Origin of the sequence: Streptococcus sp. HMSC073D05 (assembly GCF_001812015.1) — a bacterium.
In the GTDB taxonomy this organism is placed as follows: domain Bacteria; phylum Bacillota; class Bacilli; order Lactobacillales; family Streptococcaceae; genus Streptococcus; species Streptococcus parasanguinis_D.
The window spans coordinates 313725-340186 of sequence record NZ_KV807489.1; the positions used below are offsets into that span (position 1 = coordinate 313725).

General features: G+C 42.0%; 17 protein-coding genes. 3 read left to right on the top strand and 14 right to left on the bottom strand.

Annotated elements, in window-relative coordinates:
• Nucleotides 1-9: 9 nt before the first annotated feature.
• The 9 genes from atpB to HMPREF2832_RS05025 all read right to left on the bottom strand — a co-directional run bounded on the left by atpB (nt 10) and on the right by HMPREF2832_RS05025 (nt 15354).
• Nucleotides 10-723, bottom strand: a complete 714-nt coding sequence (gene atpB, locus HMPREF2832_RS04985; protein ID WP_024055550.1) for a F0F1 ATP synthase subunit A — start codon at nt 721-723, stop codon at nt 10-12.
• A 33-nt stretch (nt 724-756) separates the two neighbouring features.
• A complete protein-coding gene (locus HMPREF2832_RS04990) occupies nt 757-957 on the bottom strand; it encodes a F0F1 ATP synthase subunit C (RefSeq protein WP_003006433.1) in 201 nt (66 codons plus the stop codon).
• Between the two features lie 228 nt (nt 958-1185).
• A complete protein-coding gene (locus HMPREF2832_RS04995; protein ID WP_070505779.1) occupies nt 1186-7140 on the bottom strand; it encodes a ZmpA/ZmpB/ZmpC family metallo-endopeptidase in 5955 nt (1984 codons plus the stop codon).
• 231 nt (nt 7141-7371) lie between these two features.
• Nucleotides 7372-8799 (bottom strand): glycogen synthase GlgA, encoded by a 1428-nt coding sequence (gene glgA, locus HMPREF2832_RS05000; RefSeq protein WP_049490532.1) that lies wholly within the window; start codon nt 8797-8799, stop codon nt 7372-7374.
• Entirely contained in the window at nt 8799-9935 is a 1137-nt protein-coding gene (gene glgD / locus HMPREF2832_RS05005) for a glucose-1-phosphate adenylyltransferase subunit GlgD (protein WP_070505781.1), read from the bottom strand. The genes glgA and glgD overlap by 1 nt, the downstream gene beginning before the upstream one ends.
• Nucleotides 9925-11067 carry a glucose-1-phosphate adenylyltransferase gene (locus HMPREF2832_RS05010; RefSeq protein ID WP_021152896.1) on the bottom strand — a complete coding sequence of 381 codons (1143 nt, stop codon included), beginning with the start codon at nt 11065-11067 and terminating at the stop codon, nt 9925-9927. Before HMPREF2832_RS05010 ends, glgD begins: the two co-directional genes overlap by 11 nt.
• A 50-nt stretch (nt 11068-11117) precedes the next feature.
• Nucleotides 11118-13025, bottom strand: a complete 1908-nt coding sequence (glgB, locus tag HMPREF2832_RS05015) for a 1,4-alpha-glucan branching protein GlgB (RefSeq protein ID WP_049490528.1) — start codon at nt 13023-13025, stop codon at nt 11118-11120.
• A gap of 328 nt (nt 13026-13353) precedes the next feature.
• The gene (gene ptsP / locus HMPREF2832_RS05020) at nt 13354-15087 is read right to left on the bottom strand and encodes a phosphoenolpyruvate--protein phosphotransferase (protein ID WP_003006414.1); all 1734 of its coding nucleotides are present in this window, start codon (nt 15085-15087) and stop codon (nt 13354-13356) included.
• A gap of 3 nt (nt 15088-15090) precedes the next feature.
• Nucleotides 15091-15354, bottom strand: coding sequence for a phosphocarrier protein HPr (locus HMPREF2832_RS05025; protein ID WP_003006411.1), 264 nt, complete (start codon nt 15352-15354; stop codon nt 15091-15093).
• Nucleotides 15355-15829: 475 nt separating this feature from the next.
• Between HMPREF2832_RS05025 and nrdH the strand changes: the two genes are divergently transcribed.
• The 3 genes from nrdH to nrdF all read left to right on the top strand — a co-directional run bounded on the left by nrdH (nt 15830) and on the right by nrdF (nt 19395).
• Entirely contained in the window at nt 15830-16048 is a 219-nt protein-coding gene (gene nrdH, locus HMPREF2832_RS05030) for a glutaredoxin-like protein NrdH (RefSeq protein WP_003006408.1), read from the top strand.
• A 114-nt stretch (nt 16049-16162) separates the two neighbouring features.
• Nucleotides 16163-18322 carry a class 1b ribonucleoside-diphosphate reductase subunit alpha gene (gene nrdE, locus HMPREF2832_RS05035; RefSeq protein WP_070505783.1) on the top strand — a complete coding sequence of 720 codons (2160 nt, stop codon included), beginning with the start codon at nt 16163-16165 and terminating at the stop codon, nt 18320-18322.
• A gap of 113 nt (nt 18323-18435) precedes the next feature.
• Nucleotides 18436-19395 (top strand): class 1b ribonucleoside-diphosphate reductase subunit beta, encoded by a 960-nt coding sequence (gene nrdF / locus HMPREF2832_RS05040; protein WP_037617283.1) that lies wholly within the window; start codon nt 18436-18438, stop codon nt 19393-19395.
• Between the two features lie 109 nt (nt 19396-19504).
• On the opposite strand, the gene alaS is transcribed toward nrdF, so the two are convergent.
• From alaS to pepF, 5 genes are all read right to left on the bottom strand, one after another.
• A complete protein-coding gene (gene alaS, locus HMPREF2832_RS05045) occupies nt 19505-22123 on the bottom strand; it encodes an alanine--tRNA ligase (protein ID WP_049496746.1) in 2619 nt (872 codons plus the stop codon).
• Between the two features lie 23 nt (nt 22124-22146).
• Nucleotides 22147-22632: an LURP-one-related/scramblase family protein gene (locus HMPREF2832_RS05050; protein ID WP_070505785.1), complete on the bottom strand. Its 486-nt coding sequence runs from the start codon at nt 22630-22632 to the stop codon at nt 22147-22149.
• A gap of 253 nt (nt 22633-22885) precedes the next feature.
• A complete protein-coding gene (prsA, locus tag HMPREF2832_RS05055; protein ID WP_070505787.1) occupies nt 22886-23830 on the bottom strand; it encodes a peptidylprolyl isomerase PrsA in 945 nt (314 codons plus the stop codon).
• A gap of 72 nt (nt 23831-23902) precedes the next feature.
• Nucleotides 23903-24622 (bottom strand): O-methyltransferase, encoded by a 720-nt coding sequence (locus tag HMPREF2832_RS05060; protein WP_003006390.1) that lies wholly within the window; start codon nt 24620-24622, stop codon nt 23903-23905.
• 1 nt (nt 24623) lies between these two features.
• Complete coding sequence (gene pepF / locus HMPREF2832_RS05065; RefSeq protein ID WP_070505789.1) at nt 24624-26426, bottom strand: oligoendopeptidase F; 1803 nt, start codon at nt 26424-26426, stop codon at nt 24624-24626.
• Nucleotides 26427-26462: the final 36 nt, after the last annotated feature.

A 26462-nucleotide genomic window follows, 5' to 3' on the forward strand; every position in this document is an offset into this window, starting at 1 on the left:
CTCCTCTACTTACTCTTCACCATTAATTTTCTTACCAATATAAATTGATGACAACATGGTAAACACATAGGCTTGGATACATGAAATGAAAATCGAAAACGCTGTCCACGCCATGCTTCCAATAAAGGCAAATGGATACCAATAAACAGCTTGATGCGACAAAGTCACAAGCAAGCTTGCTAGTACCTCACCCGCAAAGATATTTCCGAAGATCCGAAGTGCCAAGGAGGCAAAGTTCGTTAATTCTTCCAAAATATTCATGGGGGTCATAAATCCGGGTGTCACAAAAGCCTTTAAATATTCCTTCACACCACGTCTGCGAATTCCTTCTACATGGGCGATTAAGGTGATCAAAAATGAAAAGGCAAAGTCATAACCCAGGTTAGCGGTTGGTGATGTCCACAAATTGTAACCATTGGTCGTTTCGATTTTAGCCATCAATCCAATGTTATTGGCTACTAAAAGAAAGAGGAAAAGAACAAACAAGAACAAGGAATAGTCCTTTATGTAATGTTCCCCAATATTTCCTTTTGTAAAGCCTACGACAAAGTCATATGCGTATTCCAGCACATTTTGTTTGCCTTTTGGTCGGATCGACATTTTTCGACTGGCCCAATAAATGAAGCCAAAAACGGCGAAAACAGAAATCAGGGTCATAGCAAGTAGGGTCAAATTAAAAGATACAGGTCCAAGAGTAATCGTTGGATTGATACTTTCTTCCAAGGTTTGACACCTCCTTTTCTAAAATAGAAGCGTCTATTTGATAATAAAGGCCATAACCAAGGTTACGAAGAAAGTACCTTCGACAAAGGCAACACCAAGAATCAAGAGGCTACGCAATTGACCGATAATTTCTGGTTGACGAGACGCAGATTTCAATAAGCTACTCATCATCAAACCTTCTGCCAGTGATACACCAAAACAGGCTAAACAAAGACCTAAAAATGTTAAATTCATGATGAATTCTCCTTTTATAAATTTTACCTCCTTAGTTTACTCCTAAAAGATATAATAGTCAAATATTTCCTATAAAAGTAAGCGTTTTAGTGAAATTACGTTATTTTTTTAATATGATAATTTTTCCTATCTACGATTGATTTCTTTTAATTTTTAGACGCTTTGTCCACCTCTATTCATTTTTTCTTCTAAAAACCTCTCACCTGCTCAGCAGATGAGAGAATTCGATTATTTAAAGATAGACGTTTTGAAACTGTCTGTTTGTTGCAGTAATTTCTTAAAGATTTTTTCTTTCAAGGCAAGGGTATTGTCAAATTTGACAGAACCATTCTTCAAACTGGCCTGATCTTTTTCAACCGCAGTTGCAAAGGCTTGTTTTAAGTCCTCATAAGAGCTATAAGTAGTCCCATCCACTTCAATAGCCTGAAGTCCATTTTTGGCACTGGTTACCACTTCATTGAAGTAGGCTTTCTTCCAGTCTTCAAGGGTACTGAATTTCCCATCAGAAATCTTTTGAATGATGTAATCATCCCCTAGAGTCGCATGACCTGCTTGTTTGGATTCTTGTTTATACTTGTTTGAAGCATAGCCTAAGAAGCCTTTTTCATAGCCATAGTAACCCCAGAGTCTGAAGGTATTGTGTTTGAAGGACATGGCTCCAGGAGCCCCTTCACTGGTGTTTCCACCATAGATCCCTGTCATCATCGGTACCGTCACATAGGCTGAACCAAAGTCCGATGGATTATAGACACCATTTCCAGGACCACGATTGGTCATGAAGTTGTTGGTGATGAGATCATCTACTGAATGTAAGGTGATGGCTTTTTCCTCATCACTCAAAGGACGCACCTTATCAAATTGATTCTTGGTATTAGCCCCTCGGTATTGTTTATCAACCTTCTTGAACCATGCATTGTTCAAGTCTTGACTGCCTTTATTGAGGACGGCTTCTCCTTCTAGGTAATCCAGAAGCATGAGAGTGTCATTATAGCCTTTCATATACCGATCAATTTCGTCACGTGACTTCAAATCATTTGGATTGGTATTGTACCATTGGTTGCCGTCGTTTGGACGTTCATAGGCCATGTTGAGACCTAGAGCTTTGTATTCCCCATTTGGATTGGATACGGATGGCGTTTGGAGCATGCCTTGAGCATAGGCTTCTAGATCCGTTCCTTCACGGTGTCTCCAGCCACCCAAGTATACCATACGGTCATTGACGTGCGTCGTTTCATGGGTAAAAGCAGAAATCCCAAAGTCACTGATCATATCCGTCACCATAAAGAAGACCGAATCATCTTTATAAGGATTTCCATAGACACGAGCGGTTGCTCCCATGCGCCAATCTGTCGCATGGTAACGATCAGTTGGTCCATATAATTCACGAATTGGAGCGACATCTTTTCCACTATTCGTATGGCCATAACGGTCTGTACTAATGCCTTTATAGTTTTGATTATCAAGGACAGGGGTCGGCACCATATTATTGCTCTTTAGGAGCTGGTTGCGAACATTATCAGCTGCTAATCGCGACCAGAAATCCAAGTAGTCCTGTTGGGCTTTTGCTACTTTATCAATTTCCGCCTTGAAGGCATTTCGTTCTGCCTCAGTGTTTTTACCGTATTTCTCGAAGGAACTATAGGCCAAGGTATTGTATGTTGAAATCAAGAACATGTGCGCATCTTTAAGATTCAAGAGTGGCAAGATCATTTTACCGTGAATATCATTGTTTAAGCCCTCATAGGCTCTATGCTTAGCAGATGCGAAAGCTGGATTGGTCGTCTCAGGCTCCACAATATAGACATTGTCTTTGGTTGCTTTGATGAACCAATCATTCAAGTCTGTATCAGTTGTAAAGAGGTCCATATTGTACTTCAGGAAGTCATTTAGGTTGCTAGAAAGAGTAGACTTCGCAACGACTTCTCGGAAGGCATCATGGGTACGAGTTCCTTTGATGTAGTCTTCTTTTGAACCAATTTCAATCAAACGGTCTAAGACATCAACATTCTTCCCATAGAAGTCTGGCTTGAACAACATGAGCTGCTTAAGATTGACATCATCGAACTTCACTCCGTAATAGCGATTGAGGTAAGAAAGCCCTAAAAGAACGGCCGCCTTGTTGTCATCAACTTTCTTGATAAGGGCACGTTTAGCAGCCTCATCTGTGTTTAATTGATGGTCTTGGTTTTCAACCAGTTGTTTGACAAAGTGAGTCAGATTATCCTTGACTTCTTGGAAACTTTCTTCGAGGTAAAGGTTCTTAATGGCATTGACTTTGTTAGGTCCTGTTCGACCTAAGTGAGTGTAGATTGGATCTGATTGCAATTCTACAGGACTTAATTTCTCTACGATGGCACTGATGAGATCGCTACGGTCCTTGTCCACCATATTTGGCGTGTAGACTACTTCACCGAGCTCCGCCACACTGTACTCTTTGACTTGTTTGACTTTAGAATCTTTCGGTGTCATGCTAAAGACATCTTTGGTCTTATCGGCATAATGGATCAGGATGTGATCAGCATCTGCTAGTTCCGTGACAAAATCATTGCCCTTCATAGCGGTCACAGACAAGACTTCCTTGGTCAAAAGAGGGCTCGTCGCAGCCAATTTATTCCCTTGGTCGACAATCCACTCTTTATTGTAGAATGGTTGCAATTTAGCAATATTACGGTAAGCCAGCTCACGAGTCGCATCGTAAGCAGTGATGGCCTTGTATTGATCGTCTTTGCTAACAAGGTGATTGAGCGTGTCTTCAATCGGTTTGCTGCTGGTGAATGTATCAGCTGTAATTCCCATTGCTTCGATTTTCTGCTCAGCTTCTGCCAGCGAGACGCTAGGGATTTTACGGGAGTTGTTAAAGGATTTCTTCCCTTCACTCACGCCTTCCACGCTGTAATTGCGCTTGGTTCTTGAATAGGTGAAGTAATCATCAGCGTCGATATCCGAGTGTCCGAAGACCATCTCACCCGTTTTGACTTTCATCATGGTGATGTTGTCTTCAATAGTCCCCAAGGCCCAGTTGGTCCCCAGTAATCCACCAGATTGAACCGCTTCTTTGAGTTCAATTGAACCTTTAGCAACTGAATTTCTGAGAACCCCTTCTTTACCTACTGTGTGGTTATTTCCACCATTTTGAGAGGAATAAACGAGACCTGCAGCTTTGGCTTTGTTCCCAGTGATTTCAGCATCAACGTAAGCTTTTTCTACGACACCCTTCCAGTTCTCACCAACAACACCCGCTAGATAGCCACCTTTGTTCCCAGCAGCGTGCAGTTTCCCGATAAAGGCGACATTACTTACTTTCCCACTGCCATCAATTTTATTGATAATACCAGCTACGTCATTGTTCCCAACAACACTTCCTGTTACTTTAACATTTTCAACAGTTGCATTATTTTTGATGACACCTGCGATTGGAGCTACTCGATCAGTCCCAGGTAGGTCAATCGCAACATTTTCAAGCAAGAGATTCTTAACCGAGCCACCTTCGATGTTCCCAAACAGTGGTCGCGTGATATTATGGATGGCAAATGTATTTCCATCCGTACTTTCCAAAATTCCCTTGAAGGCATTGGTCACATAGGATTTCCCTGCTGGCTGGACATTAGCCGCATTCATATTGCTACCAATCTTAAAGGTACCAGTCGGATTGGCTTGCATGGCTTTTACAAGTTCGTTGAAATTGTAGTAGACATCACCTTCATGTGCTTTTGGTTTCGCAATATAGTGGACATAGTCCTCACTGAACTGGTTGTCCGCAGTCCGTTGGATGAGATCAGGAGCTTTGGCTGTTACTTTGTAGAGGGTCGTGCCATCTACCGTCACTTCTTCGATTTTATCAACGGCTAGTTTCGTGACCTTATTATCATGGGTGGTAACCTTTAAGTAGTAAGGCTTCACATCAGACGGTGTTTCAGTCAAGAGGCTGCTATCAGTCTCAAGACCTTGGTCATCCACGCTAATCAGACTGGTTTCCTTGATGTTTTTGATTTCAACTTTTTTAAGATCAATTCTCAGTGGTTCTTCCTTGAGAACTTCTTCTTCATCCCCATTTCCACGGTCATAGACCATGGTCGTTGCGAGCGTATAATCCTTGTAGTAGTCCAAGTCCGCTAAAGCAGCTGCCAAGTCCGTCTCTGAAAGGGTCAGGGTTTTCACCACTTGATCACCCTTCTTCAATACAGCCTGGATGGACTTGATGGTCACACCGTCTGGTTTATCCAAATGATAAGTAGCTTTGACACTGCGCTTCAATTCTTCCTGATCAATGTTGGTCAAGGTCAAGGTTGGCTTTTCAAGTTCTTTAGTCCCTTGGTGAATGATCTGATCTTGCGCCTGTTCAACTACTTCCTCAGAAATCGTAGGAGCATCCGTTGTCTTAACTCCCTTAATGGTCTTATAGACCTTGGTGATTTTCTTCTTCCCATTCTTACCGGTTTGAGAAACCCTTTCGGTTCCTTTTAGCAAGGTGGCATCTTGTTCGGTTACCGTCTTAAATGGAATTTCTTCAAAAGCAACTTCATCTTTTTGGCCTTCAATCGCCTTAGTCCCACGACTAATTTTTTCTGTCACAGGAGCTTTTACTGTTTCAGTTGTCGTGCTCACGGGATCGCCAATCTTCTCGCCATTGACCGTCTTATAAACACGATGAATCTCCTGGCTTCCAGCCTCGCCTTTCTGAAGAAGGCTTTCTTCATCGGTGTAACGATTGGCATCCGTTACATACTCTGTTTCATATGGAAGGATTACCGTTTCTGTCTCTGTTACCGTCCCTTCTGTAACTTGATAGGCTGGGTTCTCCGGTTGAACAGGAGCTTCGCCGACATGGCCTTCTTCTTGTGTCCCTTTGGCTTCCACCACACCTGTATAGGCTGGGTTCTCCGGTTGAACAGGGGATTCGCCGACATAGCCTTCTTCCTGTGTTCCCTTAGCTTCTACTACACCGGTATATTCTGGGTTCTCCGGTTGAACAGGGGCTTCCCCTACATGACCTTCTTCCTGTGTTCCCTTGGCTTCCACTACTCCTGTATAGGCTGGAGTCTCTGGTTGAACAGGGGCTTCCCCTACATGGCCTTCTTCCTGCGTTCCCTTAGCTTCTACCACACCTGTATAGACTGGATTCTCTGGTTGAACAGGAGCTTCACCGACGTGACCTTCTTCCTGCGTCCCCTTAGCTGTTACAACTGGAGAAGGACTTGGTTGAGGGATTGGTTGGGCATCTTCTTTTGTCCCAACGGCAAGAATTTGTGAAACTGGTTCTTTGGTGACTTTGCTTTCAACTACTCTGCGAACTTCTTGTCCATCTACCACGCTGACTTCCGTCAAGATAGTCCGCTCTCCATTTTGGCCAGCTGTCAGCACCTTGGTTTGCCCTTTGGCTAATGTAGGATCAGCTTGGTTGACGGTTTCAAATGGCACAGGCTCAGTAGTGACTTCCAGGCTTGGTTTTTCAATTTGAGGAAAGGCTGGAGCGACTTCTGGCGTCACACGCGCTTGTGGTTCCATTTGTGCAATCCCTGCACTTGTTTTGATCGAACTCTCTACAGATGGTTGGATTCTCTGAATAGCCTTCGGCTCTTGTAAGTTCGTCTTTTGGACTGACGGGTAACGCAGATAGCCCACATAGTCGTAGCCGTCAATTTGAATCACTCCATTTGCAAGATCTTCGCTCGATGCGATCGCAAGATCCTGATTATAAGCGCGCAAGACTTGATTTTGTAGGGCTGCGACTTCAACTGGAAGTAGAAGACTTTGTCCCATGGCTCCAATCAAAAGGACGCCCATGACCTTCTTCCGGTGCTTTTTAGAGAGTAAGAGGACAGCAAAGGAAGCTGTGGCTAGACTTAGGCCAAAGAGGGCCACTTCCTGACTTCCAGTTTGGGGAAGCACTGGCTGAGTTGCCTCCTTCTTCTTATAGACTAGAAAGAACGTATCTTCATTTTGATAGTCTTCAGGAATTGCATGAATCACCTGTGCTTTTTCTTCAGCGGTTAGCTCTTCTTCTGTCACATAACCTAAGTGCACATTAGCAGGTAAGGTCACCTGATCTGCTTGTACAGGACGAGCTCCTAAGAGAGTTCCCCCTAATAAAAAGGCTCCAATGGCAACAGGACCAACCCCGACAGATAATTTCCGAATCGAATATTTGGTCATTTTTTCAAAAGTTTGTTTAGCTTTTTTCATCCTAAAATTCCTATATAGTAATATTTGAACCACATGTAGGCCCTTATTGATTAAAGAGGATGGGACCATCTCCAAAAACAAGGACCTTCCCGGGATTTTTTACCTTTACCTATCTTATCTTTTTTCTTCTATTTTAGCAAGCTCTAAAACTCAAAAAAATAAACCGTTTTCTTTATAGGAAGAAAGCAAAACAAAAAAACGCCTCGAAAGGCGTTTGTATCATAGATCTATTTATAAGGATTGGTACAAATCGTTGTATCGTTGACTAGCCGTATCCCATGAGAAATCACGAGTCATGGCTTGTTCTTGCAGGCCATACCAAGCCTGTTTGTCATTGTAGTAAACAGCTAAAGCCTCATCAACTGCCCAGTTAAACCAGTAGCCAGATAAATTATTGAAGCTAAAGCCTGTTCCACTTCCATCAACAACATTATACGGTTGGACCGTATCTCGAAGTCCGCCAACTTCATGCACCAAAGGAAGGGTTCCATAACGCATGGCCATCATTTGAGAAAGGCCACATGGTTCAAAGCGGCTTGGCATCAAGAAGACATCTGACGCTGCATAGATTTCTTGGGCCAATTGGACATCAAATGTGATATTAGCCGACAGTTTATCCGGAAAAGCATGACCGAACCAAGCAAAGGCATTTTCAAATCCAGGATCTCCTGTACCGAGCAAGACAATCTGAATATCCTTTTGCAAGAGTTGATGCAACTCTTCTACCACAACATCAAAACCTTTTTGGCGTGTCAAACGAGAGACGATCCCAAACAAAGGTACATCATCGCGAACGGGTAGACCGACACGTTCTTGAAGAGCTCGTTTACTAGCTGCTTTACCTGAAAGATCTGAGAGACTGAAGTGATATGTCAGGAGCGGATCCGTTTCAGGATTATATAAATCCGCATCAATCCCGTTAACAATACCGGTCACCTTGCCAGATTCCATCCGAAGGATCTGATCCAAGCCACAACCGTATTCAGAAGTCATAATCTCATGTGCATAACTAGGAGATACGGTTGTCACACGGTCAGCATATAGAATGCCGGCTTTCATCCAATTCAGGCAATCATTCCACCGAAGTGTTCCGTCTGCATAGCGTTCAAATCCCACTCCGAATAAATCCCACAACATTCCTGGGTCAAACTGACCTTGGAATTCCAAATTATGGATGGTCAATACTGTCTTAATCCCATGATAAGCTTGAATCCAACGGTATTTTTCCTTAAGCAAGAAAGGAATCATCGCCGTATGGTAATCATGTGCATGAAGAACATCTGGAATGAAGTCAACCCGTTCCATCGTTTCTAAGGCCGCGAGCTGGAAAAAGGCAAACCGTTCGCCATCATCAAAGTCACCATACACATGGCCTCTAAAGAAATAGTGTTGGTTATCAATAAAGTAAAAGGTGACTCCATCTCGTACAATGCGTTTCACACCCACATATTGACTTCTCCAGCCAACCTTGGTCTCAAAATGCAAGACGTCTTCAATTTGATCCCCAAATTTTGCTTCTACCATATCATAGTATGGGAGGATCACGCGCACATCATGACCACTTTTAGCTAAGGATTTAGGAAGAGCGCCAATGACGTCTCCCAAACCACCTGTTTTAGAAAACGGTGCTCCTTCAGCTGCAACAAATAATAGTTTCATTAGACAATATCCTCTGTAACAATCGTTCCTTTTTTAACCACGACAGGTGCTTCTTCTGTCCCACGAATCGTCACACCAGCAGCCACTTCGACACCCTTATCCAGGATGGCATGTTCGACGATTGCATTTTCATGAATCACAACACCAGGGAAGAGAAGACTACTGCGGACCTCTGAACCTTCATGAAGGCGTACCCGACGTGAAACAATGGAACGTTCAACGGTTCCTTCTACAATACTACCCGAAGCAAATTGAGACGTTTTAATATGTGATGTCTTGGAATAATACGTTGGTTCTTCATTCTTCACTTTCGTATACACCTTTTGGTTTGGTGAAAAGAGCTTCATGAATTTTTGGTTTTCCAACATATCCAAGTTTGCATGGTAGTATGATTCAACTGAATGAATATTGGCTAAGTAACCTGTATATTCAAAGGCAAAGGCATTGTATTCCACCGCCAATTCACGTAAGATATAGCGCAGTTTTTGTGGGTATTCTTTTTTGGCTTCTTCTTCAATTTTTTCAATCAACCAAGGAGTATCTACAATAAAGACATCTGTTGACATATTGTAGACTTCATCAGGATTCTGACCATCAAAAAGTTTTTGCTCTGTAACATGGTCTGTTTCATCAATTTCCAAGACAGCATTCACTTCAGAAATGTTTTGCAGATGCAACTTTTTATAAACCACTGTAATCGGACGATCAATGGTATTATGAAGGTGGAAAATCTGATTGAGGTCAATATTCATTAATACATCACAGTTCAAAGCAACTGTTTGATTAGAACCAGACCGTTTCAAATAGGTTAATAATTGTTGGTAGTATTCTGGTCCTACCGTTGTATTTTCAACTGGAGTATTATAGATTCCGAGGTAATAGTGGCTCAATAAAGTAGACAAGCCCCACTCACGACCTGAACGAATATGGTCAAAGACCGAACTAATATTTTCTTGTTGGAAAATCCCAAAAACACTACGAATACCAGCATTTGCAAGACTAGACAATGGGAAGTCGATTAAGCGGTATTTCCCATCAAACGGTAGGGATGCTACCGGACGATGGCTGGTCAAAGTGGACATATCATGATACCCAACTGTATTTCCTAAAATGGCTGAATATTTATCAATCTTCATCTGTTGCTACCCCCACTTTTTCATTGTAACCGACAACTTGTACTTCCTCTGTTCCATCAATCACGACACCTTCTGCAATGACTGCGCCTTCTCCGATAATCGCGCGTTTCACGACAGCTCCTTTACCGATAATGGCATTGCTCATCACGACAGCATCTTCGACAACTGCTCCTTCACGAACTTGAGCTTCTGTTGATAAGATGGAGTGTTTGACTGTACCGTCTACCGAACAACCGTCGACGACAAGAGAATCTTCGATGTGGCCATGTTCCCCAAAGAAGTTCGGTGGAGAAATGAGGTTGCGTGAATAGATTTTCCAGTGACGATCGCGACTATCCAAAGCATTATTCGGATCGATATATTCCATATTGGCTTCCCAAAGAGACTCAATCGTACCAACGTCTTTCCAATAACCATTGAATTCATAAGCATAAACACTTTCGCCTGATTCTAGATAAGTTGGAATGACATTTTTACCGAAGTCTGACATATCGATATCGCTCTTTTCAGCAGCAACCAACATATTGCGCAGACGAGCCCAGTCAAAGATGTAAATCCCCATGGAAGCCTTGGTAGATTTTGGTTCAGCTGGTTTTTCTTCAAATTCAACAATCCGATTATTAGCATCGGTATTCATGATTCCAAAACGACTCGCTTCCTTCAAAGGTACATCTAGGACGGCAACAGTCAAGCTCGCATTATTATCCTTGTGCGCTTGAAGCATATCATCATAATCCATCTTGTAGATATGGTCACCAGAAAGAATCAAGACATATTCAGGATTGATGCTGTCGATATAGTCGATGTTTTGGAGGATGGCATGACTAGTACCTTCGAACCAACGATTTCCTTCACTAGCTGAATAAGGTTGCAAAATAGAAACACCTGTATTGATTCCATCCAATCCCCAGCTTGAACCATTTCCAATATGACTATTGAGGGCCAGTGGCTGGTACTGTGTAATCACACCAACATTGTGAATTCCTGAGTTGGCGCAGTTTGATAGCGCAAAATCGATAATCCGATAGCGCCCACCAAATTGAACCGCAGGTTTTGCGATGTTTTTGGTTAATTTTCCAAGACGTGTTCCTTGCCCACCGGCAAGAATTAAAGCGAGCATTTCATTCTTCATTGACTACTTCCTCTTTTTAAAGCTTGGACTCCCATAGAGTCAACCGATCGTCATTTCTTATCTGATGTTTTAGATTTTGTCTTACGCACCTTACGTTTTACCTTCCAAATGCTAGCTCCTAAAGCCGGCAAGGTAAAGGTCAAGGTTTGTTCATAATCCTTCCACAGTCCCTCTTGAGACTGAACTGTCGGATTGTGCTCTTTCCAGACACCTCCCCATTCTTCTAATTCTGTATTCCAAATTTCTTCATAGACCGCTGATACAGGCACACCAATCGTAAAGTCCTTGCGTTCTACTGGTGCCATATTGAAGACACATACTAGAAGCTCGCCTTTACGATTCTTCCGGACCATAGACAAGACGCTCTGATCCCGGTTATCTGCATCAATAATCTCTAAGCCATCAAAGCTATCATCAATCTCCCACAATTCTTTGTGTTCTTTGTAGAAATGATTGAGCTGAGAAGTGAAACGACGCATCTTAGCATTCATTTCATCCTCTAGATTCCCCCATTCCAGTTGCTCCTCTGACTTCCATTCCAAAAATTGACCAAATTCTGAACCCATAAAGAGCAATTTCTTACCTGGATGGCAGATCTGATAGGTTAAGAGATTACGGAGTCCAGCAAATTGATTGTAACGATCTCCCCACATCTTGTGCATCAAACTCTTCTTACCGTGCACCACTTCATCATGTGAAAATGGTAGTAAGAAATTCTCAGAAAATGCATACATGTAACTAAAGGTCACCAGATTAAAGTCAAATTTCCTGTAGACCGGGTCTTCCTCATAGAATCGGAGAATATCATTCATCCAACCCATATTCCATTTATAGTCAAAGCCTAGACCACCTTCTTCTTCAGGACCCGTGATCTTTTGACCAGCAGAACTTTCTTCTGCAATCATCATGACATCTGGGTGTTCGTTCTTGATAATCGCATTCAACCGTCTAAGGAAATGAACGCCTTCGTAGTTGAGGTTTCCACCATCAATATTTGGTGTCCATGGACCGCTATCGTAGTCAAGATAGAGCATATTGCTCACAGCATCGACCCGAATCCCATCTAAATGATAGGTATCAATCCAAAACTTCAAACTAGAAATCAAGAATGACTGGACTTGATTCTTCCCTAAATCGAAGTTCAAGGCTCCCCATCCGTAGTTATGAGCACGATGTTCATCCTGGTATTCAAAGGTTGGTGTTCCATCATAATAAGCCAAGGCATCATCATTGATAATGAAATGTCCTGGTACCCAATCCACGATCACTCCGATATTGTTGAGGTGGCATTCTTCCACGAAGTCTTGAAACTCTTCTGGGCTACCATAAGTCTGCTCGAGTGCAAAATATCCCATGAGCTGATAGCCCCAACTCAAGCCCAATGGATGGGCCATCACTGGCATAAATTCCACGTGGGTGTAGTTCATCTCCACCAAATATGGAATCAATTCTTCTTTTAGTTGTTTGAAGGTATAGGAACTGTGATCCTCATTACGTTTCCACGATCCTGCGTGAACCTCATAAATATTAACAGGTCGTTCCTTAAAACCAAGTTTTTTGCGGCGTGCTCTCCAGAGACCATCTTTCCAGTTTTTCTCTGGAATGGTCTTAATAATAGATCCTGTATTGGGTCTCTTTTCCATCCATAATGCTAGAGGATCGATTTTTTGCACCTGATGACCATTTTGTCGAGTCACCAAATACTTGTATATATCTCCCTCTTTTGCATCGGAACAGAAGACTTCCCAGACGCCTCCTTCATTACGAACCATTGGAATTTTACGAGCTTCCCAATCAGTGAAATCACCAATCAGATCCACCGCCTGAGCATTGGGAGCCCAAACACGGAAGGTAAAGCCTTCTTGTTCTCCCCTTGTTTCCTTGTGAGCTCCTAAGTACTCTTGAAGATGGAAATTATCCCCTCTTCCAAATGTCCATAAGTCTGTGCTTCTATCCATATACTCACCTCTTTGTTTTTTGAAAGCGTTTTCTATTTGGTATTATTCTACTATAAAATCACTTAATTTTCAAGTTGATTCCTGTAAAATCATGTAAAATTATCAGGAAAAGTTTTTCCATTTTCTTTCCCGAACCTTTTCGATCCTTCCTTGGTCATCCTCCTTATCTTACTTACGATTATACTATATATACGAGGAAAATCAAACAAAAACCGAACATTTAAATCACTATTTTTATTACTAACTAGTTTATTACGAATAAAATGAACATTTTTATGTACAATGTAAAAAAAGACTAAGACAAATTTGTCTTAGTCTTGATCGACTCTTAGTCTACGTTCACGTATTCTTTTGAAAGTTCAAGAACTTCTTCCATTGTTGAACATTCAGTCAGAGCACGGTTAGCGTATTCTTGCATTTTAGCTGTGTCGAGTTTCTTCATCAAGCTACGTGTACGAAGGACAGATGTCGCTGACATAGAGAACTCATCCAAGCCCATTCCGACAAGAAGTGGAACAGCAGTTTGGTCACCGGCCATTTCACCACACATACCTGCCCATTTGCCTTCAGCGTGAGCTGCTTTGATCACGTTATTGATCAAACGAAGGATTGATGGGTTATATGGTTGGTAAAGGTATGAAACTTGTTCGTTCATACGGTCAGCAGCCATTGTGTATTGGATCAAGTCATTTGTACCGATTGAGAAGAAATCAACTTCTTTAGCAAATTGGTCCGCAAGCATTGCTGCAGCTGGGATTTCAATCATGATACCTACTTGGATATCATCTGCCACAGCAACACCTTCAGCAAGCAATTTAGCTTTTTCTTCTTCAAGAATACCTTTAGCAGTACGGAACTCCGTCAACAAAGCAACCATTGGGAACATGATCCGCAATTTACCGTGAACAGATGCACGAAGCAAGGCACGCAATTGGGTACGGAACATTTGATTACCAGTTTCAGAGATAGAAATACGCAAAGCACGGAAACCTAAGAATGGGTTCATTTCTTTAGGAAGGTCGAAGTAAGGAAGTTCTTTATCCCCACCGATATCCATTGTACGAACAACCACAGGTTTACCATTCATACCTTCAAGAACTGCTTTGTAGGCTTCGTATTGGTCATCTTCCGTTGGGAAGTCTTGAGAATCCATGTACAAGAATTCTGTACGGTAAAGACCAACAGCTTCTGCACCATTATCGTTTACACCTTCAACGTCTTTAGGTGTACCGATGTTGGCAGCCAACTCGAAGTGTTTTCCATCAGCAGTCACTGTTTTCGCATCTTTAAGGAGAGCCCATTCAGCTTTTTGTTTAGCATAAGCTTCACCAGCTGCTTTGAACTCTGCAATTTGTTCTTCAGTAGGGTTGATCACCACTTCACCAGTGATCCCTGAAACAGCCAAAACATCACCATCTTTGACAAGTTCTGTGATGTTATTTGTACCAAGAACAGCTGCGATTTCAAGTGTACGAGCCATGATAGCTGAGTGACTGGTACGTCCACCGATATTCGTAACAAAAGCTTTTACATACTTTTTGTTCAACTGCGCTGTATCAGATGGAGTCAAGTCATGCGCAACCACGATTGCTTCTTCATTGATAGAAGCAGGGTTTGGCAATTTCTTACCAAGCAAGTTGGCAAGGACACGTTTGGTAACGTCACGAATATCTGCCGCACGTTCTTGCATGTAAGGATTGTCTTCCATTCCTTCAAAGATCGCAATGAACATGTCAGTGACTTCTTTCAAGCCTGCTTCTGCATTGATTTTTTTCGTACGAATTGTTTCTTTGATCTGACCAATCATTTCAGGGTCAGCAAGAACCATCATATGCGCATCAAAAACTTGCGCTGCTTCTTCACCAAGGCTTGCTACTGCATTCTCCCGGATAAGAGAAAGCTCGTTTTGTGAAGCTTCAAGAGCTGCATCCAAACGAGCTTCTTCTGCACTTGTATCTTCGACTGAAACAGTCTCAAATGATAAGTCTGGTTGAATGAGCAAATATGCCTTAGCAACGGCAACACCGTCAGATGCTGCAATTCCTTTTAGCATTTTTGTCATATTTTAAGCCAATCCTTCTTTAGTCATTGTTTCTGAGATAGCTGCGATAGCATCATCAGCGTCAGCACCTTCTGCAGAGATTACAACGTCTGCTCCTTGACCAACACCAAGGCTCATAACACCCATGATTGATTTCAAGTTAACTGATTTACCTTTGTATTCAAGAGTAATATCTGAAGCAAATTTGCTAGCAGTTTGAACCAACAAAGTTGCTGGACGTGCGTGGATACCTGTTTCTGCCACGATGTGGAAATCTTTAGAAGCCATAGTTTGACTCTCCTTTTTAAAAATAGTTTTTGAGTTACCTTTTGATAACCCTTACAATTTGGTATTATATCATCTTTTGAAATTTTTTTCAAGATTTTTATCACTGACTTACAGAAAAAGACTGCGAAAAATCCCAATTTAGATACATTTTAAGAAGCACTTGAAGAACAGAGGAAATATCTTTTCAATTTTCTACTATATTATAAGTAACATTTTCCTCCGCTTTCAATGAAAAGAAGCTCTTTAACCACAGGATATTGATTCACCAAAAAATTATAACTAATTAAAGATGCTTTAAAGCCTATTCCTATCCCATTTCTTCGATTTTCACACTTTTCACTCACCACAATATATTGTGCTTTGAAAACTCCATTTCATCTCTTTGCACAATATTTAGTTTTATTTTGTTGACAAGTTGCTGGATTTTGTTTATACTGTTTACAGATTTATATTTCGATAGGAGAACGGAAAAGAAATGGTAACCATTTATTCAAAAAATAATTGTGTTCAATGCAAAATGACCAAGCGATTCCTCGATAGCAATCACGTGGAATATCGCGAAATTAACTTAGATGAACAGCCAGAATTTGTAGAGCATGTTAAGAACCTTGGCTTCAATGCTGCTCCAGTTATTCAAACACCGGATGAAGTATTTTCTGGTTTTCAACCAGCTAAGTTGAAGAAACTTTCATAATAAACACAGTATTTTGCTTAAATAGGGTCTAGCGTTAGCAACCTAACACTAGACTTTTTACTTGTAAAGAGAGGACTTCTCCTCTTCATTTTTTTGAACTAGAAAAGGATTATTATGGGATTAAAATCTCTTGAAGATGTGACGTATTTTCGTCTTAACAATGAAATCAACCGTCCAGTAAACGGCCAAATCATGCTTCATAAGGATAAAGAAGCTTTGGATGCGTTCTTTAAAGAAAATGTTGTACCAAATACTAAAGCCTTTGACTCGATTACAGACAAGATTCAGTACCTTCTCGAGCACAATTACATTGAGAGAGCTTTTATCGAGAAATACCGTCCTGAATTTTTAGAGGAATTGGCCCAATTTATCAAAGACCAAAACTTCCAATTCAAGTCCTTCATGGCGGCCTACAAATTCTATAACCAATACGCTTTGAAAACAAATGATGGAGAATACTATCTTGAAAGCATGGAAGACCGTGTCTTCTTCAATGCTCTCTATTTTGCAGATGGAAATGAAGCTATCGCGCGAGACATCGCAAACGAAATTATCCACCAACGCTACCAACCAGCGACTCCTTCTTTCTTAAACGCTGGACGTGCCCGCCGTGGAGAATTGGTTTCATGTTTCTTGATCCAGGTAACCGATGATATGAACGCGATCGGACGTTCCATCAACTCTGCCCTTCAACTTTCACGTATCGGTGGTGGGGTTGGGATTTCCCTCAGCAACCTTCGTGAAGCTGGAGCACCGATCAAGGGGTATGAAGGAGCCGCTTCTGGGGTCGTACCTGTTATGAAACTCTTTGAAGATAGCTTCTCTTACTCTAACCAATTGGGACAACGCCAAGGGGCTGGGGTGGTTTACCTCAATGTCTTTCACCCAGACATCATCGCCTTTCTTTCTACTAAGAAAGAAAATGCTGATGAAAAAGTTCGGGTTAAGACTCTCTCACTTGGCGTCGTCGTACCAGACAAGTTCTATGAGTTGGCTCGTAAAAATGAAGAAATGTACCTCTTCAGCCCATACTCTGTGGAACGTGAATACGGAGTACCATTCAATTACATCGACATCACTGAAAAATACGATGAGTTGGTTGCTAATCCAAACATCCGCAAGACAAAAATTAAAGCACGTGATTTGGAAACTGAAATTTCTAAATTGCAACAAGAATCTGGCTATCCATATGTAGTCAACATCGATACTGCTAACCGGGCAAACCCTGTTGATGGGAAAATCATCATGAGTAACTTGTGTTCAGAGATCCTCCAGGTTCAAGAGCCAAGCTTGATTAACGATGCTCAAGAATTCATTAAAATGGGAACTGACGTCTCATGTAACCTTGGTTCAACCAACGTGGTTAACATGATGACTTCACCTGATTTTGGACGTTCGATTCGTGCCATGGTCCGTGCTTTGACCTTCGTTACAGATAGCTCTCATATCGTGGCCGTTCCAACTATCGACCACGGAAATAAACTGGCGCATTCGTTCGGACTTGGAGCTATGGGACTTCACAGCTACCTTGCGCAACAATTGATTGAATACGGATCCCCTGAGTCTGTTGAGTTCACAAGTATCTACTTCATGCTCATGAACTACTGGACTCTCGTAGAATCAAATAACATTGCACGCGAACGTGGTGTCACCTTCCACAATTTTGAAAAATCTGATTATGCCAACGGTAGATACTTTGATAAGTACATGACTGGAGAATTTGTACCAAAATCTGATCGCGTCAAAGAACTCTTTAAAGATATCTTTATCCCAAGTGCAGAGGATTGGGCAGAACTGCGTGCTAAAGTTCAAGCAGATGGTCTTTACCACCAAAACCGCTTGGCTGTCGCACCAAATGGATCTATCAGCTACATCAATGACGTATCTGCTTCTATCCACCCAATCACACAACGGATTGAAGAACGCCAAGAGAAAAAAATCGGTAAGATCTACTACCCTGCAGCAGGATTGTCAACGGAAACGATTCCTTACTACACTTCTGCCTACGACATGGATATGCGAAAAGTCATCGATGTCTATGCTGCCGCAACTGAACACGTAGACCAAGGTCTTTCACTGACTCTCTTTATGCGTAGCGATATTCCAAAGGGTCTTTACGAATGGAAAACTGAAAACAAACAAACCACTCGTGACTTGTCTATCCTTCGGAACTACGCCTTTAACAAGGGTATCAAGTCTATCTACTACGTCCGTACCTTTACAGATGATGGTGGAGAAGTTGGCGCCAACCAATGTGAAAGCTGTGTCATCTAATCCGCTATCCTAGATAGCTATCAAAAGTCGGTTCGCCGACTTTTTGTGCGGTATTCTATCAATTTATGGTAGAATAGTAACGATTGAATGAATAGAAAAAGAAAGTGATGCAAATGGAAACATACTACAAAGCCATTAACTGGAATGCAATCGAAGATGTCATCGATAAATCGACCTGGGAAAAACTGACAGAGCAATTCTGGTTGGATACACGTATCCCTTTGTCAAACGACTTGGATGACTGGAGAAAGTTGTCTAATAAAGAAAAAGACCTAGTTGGTAAAGTCTTTGGGGGATTAACCCTTCTAGATACCATGCAATCTGAAACAGGTGTTCAGGCTCTTCGTGCGGATATTCGTACTCCCCATGAAGAAGCTGTCTTTAACAACATCCAATTTATGGAATCAGTCCATGCTAAGTCATACTCTTCTATCTTTTCTACTTTGAATACCAAGTCAGAAATCGAAGAGATTTTCGAATGGACCAACACCAATCCTTTCCTTCAAAAGAAGGCAGAAATCATCAACGAAATCTACCTCAATGGGACCCCTCTTGAAAAGAAAGTTGCCAGCGTCTTCCTTGAAACCTTCCTCTTCTACTCTGGTTTCTTCACACCTCTCTACTATCTTGGAAACAACAAATTGGCCAACGTAGCTGAAATCATCAAGTTGATCATTCGTGATGAATCAGTTCACGGAACCTATATCGGCTACAAGTTCCAACTTGGATTTAACGAATTATCAGAAGAAGAACAAGAAAAACTCAAAGAGTGGATGTATGATCTGCTCTACACTCTCTATGAGAATGAAGAAGGTTACACAGAGAGCCTCTATGATGGTGTGGGCTGGACTGAGGAAGTCAAGACCTTCCTTCGATACAACGCCAATAAAGCCCTCATGAACTTGGGACAAGATCCGCTTTTCCCAGACTCAGCAGATGACGTTAACCCAATCGTCATGAACGGAATCTCAACCGGTACCTCTAACCACGACTTCTTCTCTCAAGTCGGAAATGGTTACCTTCTCGGTGAAGTAGAAGCCATGCAGGATGACGATTACAATTACGGACTATAAGACAAAAACCTTTCCAAACGGAAAGGTTTTTTTGTTGCATTCTTTTTCTAATTGGCTCTGCTTCTTTGTTGAAAAAAGAGGTTGAACAAACATCCAACCTCTTCGATAATTACAATTTACCTGCTACAGCATCCAACAATTCTTGGATTTTCGCTTGGTTGCTTCCTCCTGCCATGGCCATGTCTGGTTTACCACCACCACGTCCATCGACGATTGGAGCCAATTCTTTAATGACATTACCTGCATGGACTTCTTTTGTCTTGCTGGCTACAAGGACATTGACCTTGTCACCGATGGCTGCGACAAGAACAAGCACATCAGAGTAATCTTTTTGTTTCCAGTTATCCGCAAAGGTACGAAGGGCACCTGCATCTGATACAGAAACTTGGCTGGCAATGTAACGGTGGCCGTTTGCTTCTTGAACATTCTTGAAGACATCGCCTGCTGCAGCTGCTGCCGCTTTTTCCTTCAATTCTGCATTTTCTTTTTGCAATTGACGGAGTTGTTCTTGAAGACCTTCCACCTTATGAGGGACTTCCTTGAGTTGAGGTGCTTTCAAGGTTGCTGCGACTGCTTTCAGTGCGTCTTCTTGTTCACGGTATGCTTCGAAGGCTTCCTTACCAGTTACTGCTAAGATACGACGAGTTCCTGATCCGATTCCTTCTTCTTTGACAATCTTGAAGAGACCAATTTCAGAAGTATTGCCTACGTGAGTACCACCACAGAGCTCAACAGAGTAATCACCAATAGTGACAACACGAACTTCTTTACCGTATTTTTCACCAAAGAGGGCCATGGCTCCCATTTCTTTAGCAGTATCGATATCTGTTTCAATCGTTTCGACTGCGATCGCTTCCCAAATCTTTTCATTGACTTGTTGTTCAATAGCGCGCAATTCTTCTGGAGTCACGGCTTGGAAGTGAGTAAAGTCAAAGCGAAGGAATTCTACTTCATTGAGAGATCCCGCTTGGGTTGCGTGGTTACCAAGGATATTGTGAAGAGCCGCATGGAGCAAGTGAGTTGCTGTGTGGTTCTTCATGACACGATGACGACGATTGGTATCGATCGCCAAAGTGTATTCTTGGTTCAAGGCAAGAGGAGCAAGAACTTCAACAGTATGGAGTGGCTGTCCATTTGGTGCTTTTTGAACATCTGTCACCGTCGCTACGACGTTTCCTGCAGCATCCAAGATTTGACCATGGTCCGCAACTTGTCCACCCATTTCAGCGTAGAATGGAGTTTCTGCAAAGATCAATGATGCAGTCCCTTCTGATACAGCCTCTACTTCAGCATTGTCCGCTACGATAGCCACCAACTTAGAAGGCAATTGGCTGGCATTGTAGTTGAAGCTACTTTCAACTGTAATGTTTTGAAGGGTTTCATTTTGCATCCCCATAGATCCGCCTTTGACAGCTGATGCACGCGCACGCTCTTGTTGTTCCTTCATAGCTGCTTCAAAACCTTCACGATCGACTGTCATTCCAGCTTCTTCGGCGATTTCTTCTGTCAATTCTACAGGGAATCCGTATGTATCATAAAGTTTGAAGACATCTTGACCAGCAATCACTGTTTGACCTTTAGCTTTCAAGTCTTCAACGATGGTTTGGGCAAAGTGTTGACCAGAGTTCAAGGTACGAGCAAATGATTCTTCTTCACTCTTGATAATTTTTTCGATAAAGTCTTGTTTTTCAAGTACTTCTGGGTAGTAGCTTTCCATGATCTTCCCAACAGTTGGAACCAATTTATACAAGAAGGTTCCTTCAATCCCCAATTTTTGACCATGCATGGAAGCACGACGGAGGAGACGACGAAGAACGTAACCGCGTCCTTCATTACCTGGAAGAGCCCCATCTCCAATCGCAAATGAAAGCGAACGGATGTGGTCAGCAATCACCTTGAAGCTCATATTGTCGCCATCTGGATCGTAGGTTTTACCAGACATCTTTTCAACTTCACGGATGATCGGCATGAAGAGGTCTGTTTCAAAGTTAGTCTTCGCCCCTTGGATAACGGCTACCAAACGTTCTAAACCTGCGCCCGTATCAATGTTCTTGTGTGGCAATTCCTTGTATTCGCTACGAGGAACAGCAGGGTCAGCGTTAAATTGTGACAAGACAATGTTCCAGATTTCGATGTAACGGTCGTTTTCGATATCTTCTGCAAGCAGACGAAGACCGATATTTTCAGGGTCAAAGGCTTCTCCACGGTCAAAGAAGATTTCTGTATCTGGTCCAGAAGGCCCTGCACCGATTTCCCAGAAGTTGTCTTCAATTGGGATCAAGTGACTTGGATCCACACCAACAGCGATCCAGCGGTTGTATGAATCTTTGTCGTCAGGGTAATAGGTCATGTAAAGTTTGTCTTTGGGGAAGTCAAACCATTCCGGACTTGTCAAAAGCTCATAAGCCCATGTGATGGCTTCGTCACGGAAGTAATCCCCGATGGAGAAGTTCCCCAACATTTCAAACATGGTATGGTGACGGGCAGTCTTCCCTACGTTTTCGATATCGTTGGTACGAATAGCCTTTTGAGCATTGGTAATCCGTGGATTTTCAGGTTTGATGGTTCCATCGAAGTATTTCTTAAGAGTGGCAACCCCTGAGTTGATCCATAAAAGCGTTGGGTCATTTACAGGAACCAAGCTAACAGATGGTTCTACAGAGTGGCCTTTGCTTGCCCAGAAATCAAGCCACATTTGACGGACTTGTGCACTAGATAATTGTTTCATATTTGTCTCCTAATTTTTTAAGATTAATTTGCGCTAGCTTCTAACATTTCGACATAATCGATGGCGACACACAGTGAGATGACTAAATCAGCGTATTCATCCTCATAAACCGATACTTGATAGGTAGAGGTTAGATGAAAGAGTTCTTTGCTAATCTCAGCGACGATTTGATCCCGATCATCGAACAATTTGAATTCCAGGTCCCAGATATTTCCCTGCACCCGAAGCCCCAAATCTTCGATATCGTATTTGTCTCTAAAGAGCGTCAGTTTTTTATTGATAAAAAAGCGGTCCCCATCCTTCAACTCAACCACAAATTTGGGAAGAAGGCTGATTGTTTTTTTAGTAATGTGGCTCACTTCTTGTCCATTCTTATCATAGATGGTAAAAGTCTTGGGAATCTTAAGAAAAGATCCCTCAACCTGGTACTCAACATTTCCCAACTCATCTTTGATATCGAACCGCTCGCCACCCAATCGAAATTTTTGTTTCACTTGATAGGTTCGCATCTTTTGATCTCCTTTAAAAAGCTCCAGACAACTGCCCATAAACAAAAGACAAGCCACTAAACGAAGGGCGAAAAACCGCGGTACCACCTTCATTCAATGAACTTGTCATTCTTCATTTTGTATGCAATTGTCTCAGCCGAGTAGCAAAATCATTTCTCTTCCATGGCTCGCACCCCCGCCACTTCTCTGATTCCGAGTAACAATGATTTATTCTCAACTATTTCATTATACAAGTTCCAAAAGGAACCGTCAACTATTTTTTAGATGATGAACTGCTATCGCTCGTTTGAACACCGATATTTTGCAAATATTGGTTGAAGGTTGATTTGAAGGCATCATCTTTGACCTTGATATTGGCATTGGTCATCGCTTTTGCAATAATGCTACGGATGTAGTTGGTATCTTGCTTACGACCGTTAACAATGATCTCTTTCAAACGTTTTTCGTATTTCTTCCAGTCAGAACCTTTTTCTGTCTTCTTATTCAATTTGACAATATAGTAGCTAGCAGAATAGTTTTGACCTGCTGAAACTGTGATCACATCTGAAATGCCGTTCTCATCCAACTTAAAGGCAGCTTCTTTGACTTGAGATGGAATATCTGCTGTTCCTGAATCGAACTTGACTTCGCCACCTTTGTCTTTTGTAGCAGTATCTGTTGAATTGTCTTTGGCGATTTGGGCAAAGTCTGCACCTTCCGCTTTAGCTGCTTCCAACACTTCTTTTGCTTTATCTTCTGAATCCAACTTGATAATTTGTGCTGTCACTTCTGGTGTGTAAGATTCAAAAGCCGACTTGTAGTCAGACTCTTTGATATCTTTCTTAGCAGCTTGGTTGACTGCATATTCCAACAACATATTGCTACGGATTTGTTTCTTCGCTGTTTCTTCCGTCAAGCCTTGTTGCGCCAAGTATGCATCGAATTGTTTGCCTAATTGTTTCTTTTGTTTAGCCAATTCTTTATCGACTTCTTTATCAGAAACCTTTGATCCATATTCTTTTTCAAAGACTTTATTGATGGTCATTTGGAAAAGAACTTGTTGAGCACCTTGGTTGGTTTTGATTTCATCATAGAAATCAGAAACTGTAATCGTGTCCCCTTTCATGGTCACGATATCTTTGTTTGTGCCATTGGCACACGCTGCTAGTGTTACGACTGATAGCAAGGTCACAGCACCTGCTACAAGTTTTTTCTTCATGAAAATTATTCTCCGTTCCTTTTTAAACTTATTCTATTTTACCACAAATTAGAGAGAATACCTTAAATTTACCTAAAAAGAGCTAGGATCTGGCAAGGTTACCGTCTCTGCATTTTTCCGAATCATCAAAATACCATCTCCAAGTGGCACCAAACTAGCGGTCAAATCTGGATGATTGAGAGTCGCATGAAAGAGATTTTGAAGCCCCCGGTAAATGGTTCGTTGCCCACGACGCACTTCCATGATGTCCTTGGCAACATCTCCTCCTTGGAAAATATCATCCAATACCACGACTCCCCCAACCTCCAAGAGTTCGAGAATTCGTGGTAAAAAGACGATGTACTTAGACTTAGCAGAGTCCATAAAGACAAAGTCATAGGTCTCTGTCAAATCCTGCAAAACATCTACTGCATCTCCTTCAAGCAAGGTGATTTGTTTTCTCTGATCGTATTTAGCCAGATTTTCCTTAGCAAAGCCAATCATCTCTTCATTCCGATCAATAGTGGTAATTTGTGCATCGGGAGCATTTTCAGCCATTAAGAGCGCTGAAAATCCAATTGCTGTCCCAATTTCCAGGATTTTCTTTGGTTGTAGGGCTTGCAGGAGTAGTCTAAAGTAAGCTACCGTTTCATGCGGAATAATCGGAATATTTTCCTTGCGGGCGAATGCTTCTAACTCCTCCAAGGCACCTGCTACCGGTTTTTGACGCGTGCGCATAAAGTCAACGATCTCGTCTTTAACCACTGGCCGGCGCATATTGTGGTTGGCATTTTTACTATAAGACTCTACCATCTTATGCGAGTCCTAATTTTTCTACTAGGGCTTCAAATTCATTCAACCGACGTTCAAAGACCGCAAAGGCTGCGTCCAAGTAGTCTTCTTTTTCCATATCCACACCTGCTTTACGGATGACGTTGAGTGGATAGTCAGAGTTTCCAGCCTTCAAGTAGTCGATATATTTATCACGATCTTCCTGAGTTCCATGAACGATTTTTTCAGCTAAAGCCGAAGCTGCAGCAAAACCAGTTGAATATTGGAAGACGTAGTAGTTATAGTAGAAGTGAGGAATTCGAGCCCATTCATATTGGATCTCAGGGTTATCATCTTTTGAGAGACCATAGTATTTTTCATTGAGCTCTGCATAGAGGTTGTTCAAGAACTCACTAGTCAATACCGTACCTTCTTGGTCTGCTTTATGAATGGCATGCTCAAATTCGGCAAACTGGGTTTGACGGAAGACCGTTCCACGGAAGCCATCCAAGAAGTGATTCAAAATAGCAAAGCGTGTCGCATCGTCTTCTACTTCTTCTAACAGACGTTCGGTTAGGATATTTTCATTGGTTGTAGAGGCAATTTCAGCAAGGAAGATGGAATAGTCCCCATAGACATAAGGCTGGGTTTCACGGGTATAGCTAGAATGCATACTATGACCAGTTTCATGCACCAAGGTGAAGAGATTATCCAATGTATCTTGCCAGTTCAACAACATGAAGGCATTGGTATCATAAGAACCACCTGAATAGGCACCCGAGCGTTTCCCTTGGTTGACATGCACATCAATCCACCGTTCGCTAAAGGCACGTTTCACACGAGAAAGGTAGTCCTCACCCAAAACAGCCAAGACTTCTTCTGCTTTGGCCAACGATTCTTCATAGGTAAACTTGTAGTCTGTATCGGATAATGGCGTATACATATCGTACATCTTCAAGTCTGAGATTCCTAGAATTTTTGAGCGCAATTGCACATAGCGTTGCAAGAGTGGCAAGTGTTTGTTCACAGCTGCTACCAAGCTATCATAAACACTTTCTGGTACAAAGTTTTCAGAAAGGGCCGCTTCACGGGCAGACGAGAATTTGCGAACTTTGGCATTAAAGTTGTGAACTTTCACATTGGTTTGCAAGGTTTTAGCATAGGTATGTTGATACTGTTCATAAACCTTATAGAGACCTTCGTAAGCTTCTTTACGAACGGCACGATCTTTTGATTCTACCAAAGAAATATAGTTTCCATGGGTTAATTGAACCTCTTCGCCCTTGTCATCATGCACAGTTGGGAAAACAATATCTGCATTGTCCAAGATTTCAAAAGTTTCACCACCAGCTGCAAAGATCTCACCAGCTCCTGCAAGTAATTCCTCTTCTTTTTGAGACAAGACATGTTCTTTTTTCTCTAGCAAACGATCAAAATAATGACCATATTGTTCCAAGGCTGGAACCTCACTCACAAAGGCCTTGTACTGCTCATCCGTAATGGCCATGAATTCAGGCTCATAGAAGGCAAAGGTTTCGCCTAACAAGCTATAAAGAGACATCCCTTTTGATTGGTACTCTTGGTATTTAGCCACACGTGTATCTTGGTCATTTTTCATATGAGCATAGACGTAGACCTTTTCCAAACGACGGCTCAATTCCAAATAAGCATTGGTTGTATCCAAAAGTGTTTGCGCTGAATCCAACAAGTGACCAGCATAGTGGCTTGCTGCTTTAATATCTGCAGCTAAGCTAGCTGCTTCTTCTTCCCAAGCTTGATCTGTCGCAAAAATTGTCGACAAATCCCACTGGTATTTTTCATCAATTTCATTACGTTGTTTTACCATTTCAATTAATCCTCCAATGGTACTATTTTAGCATAA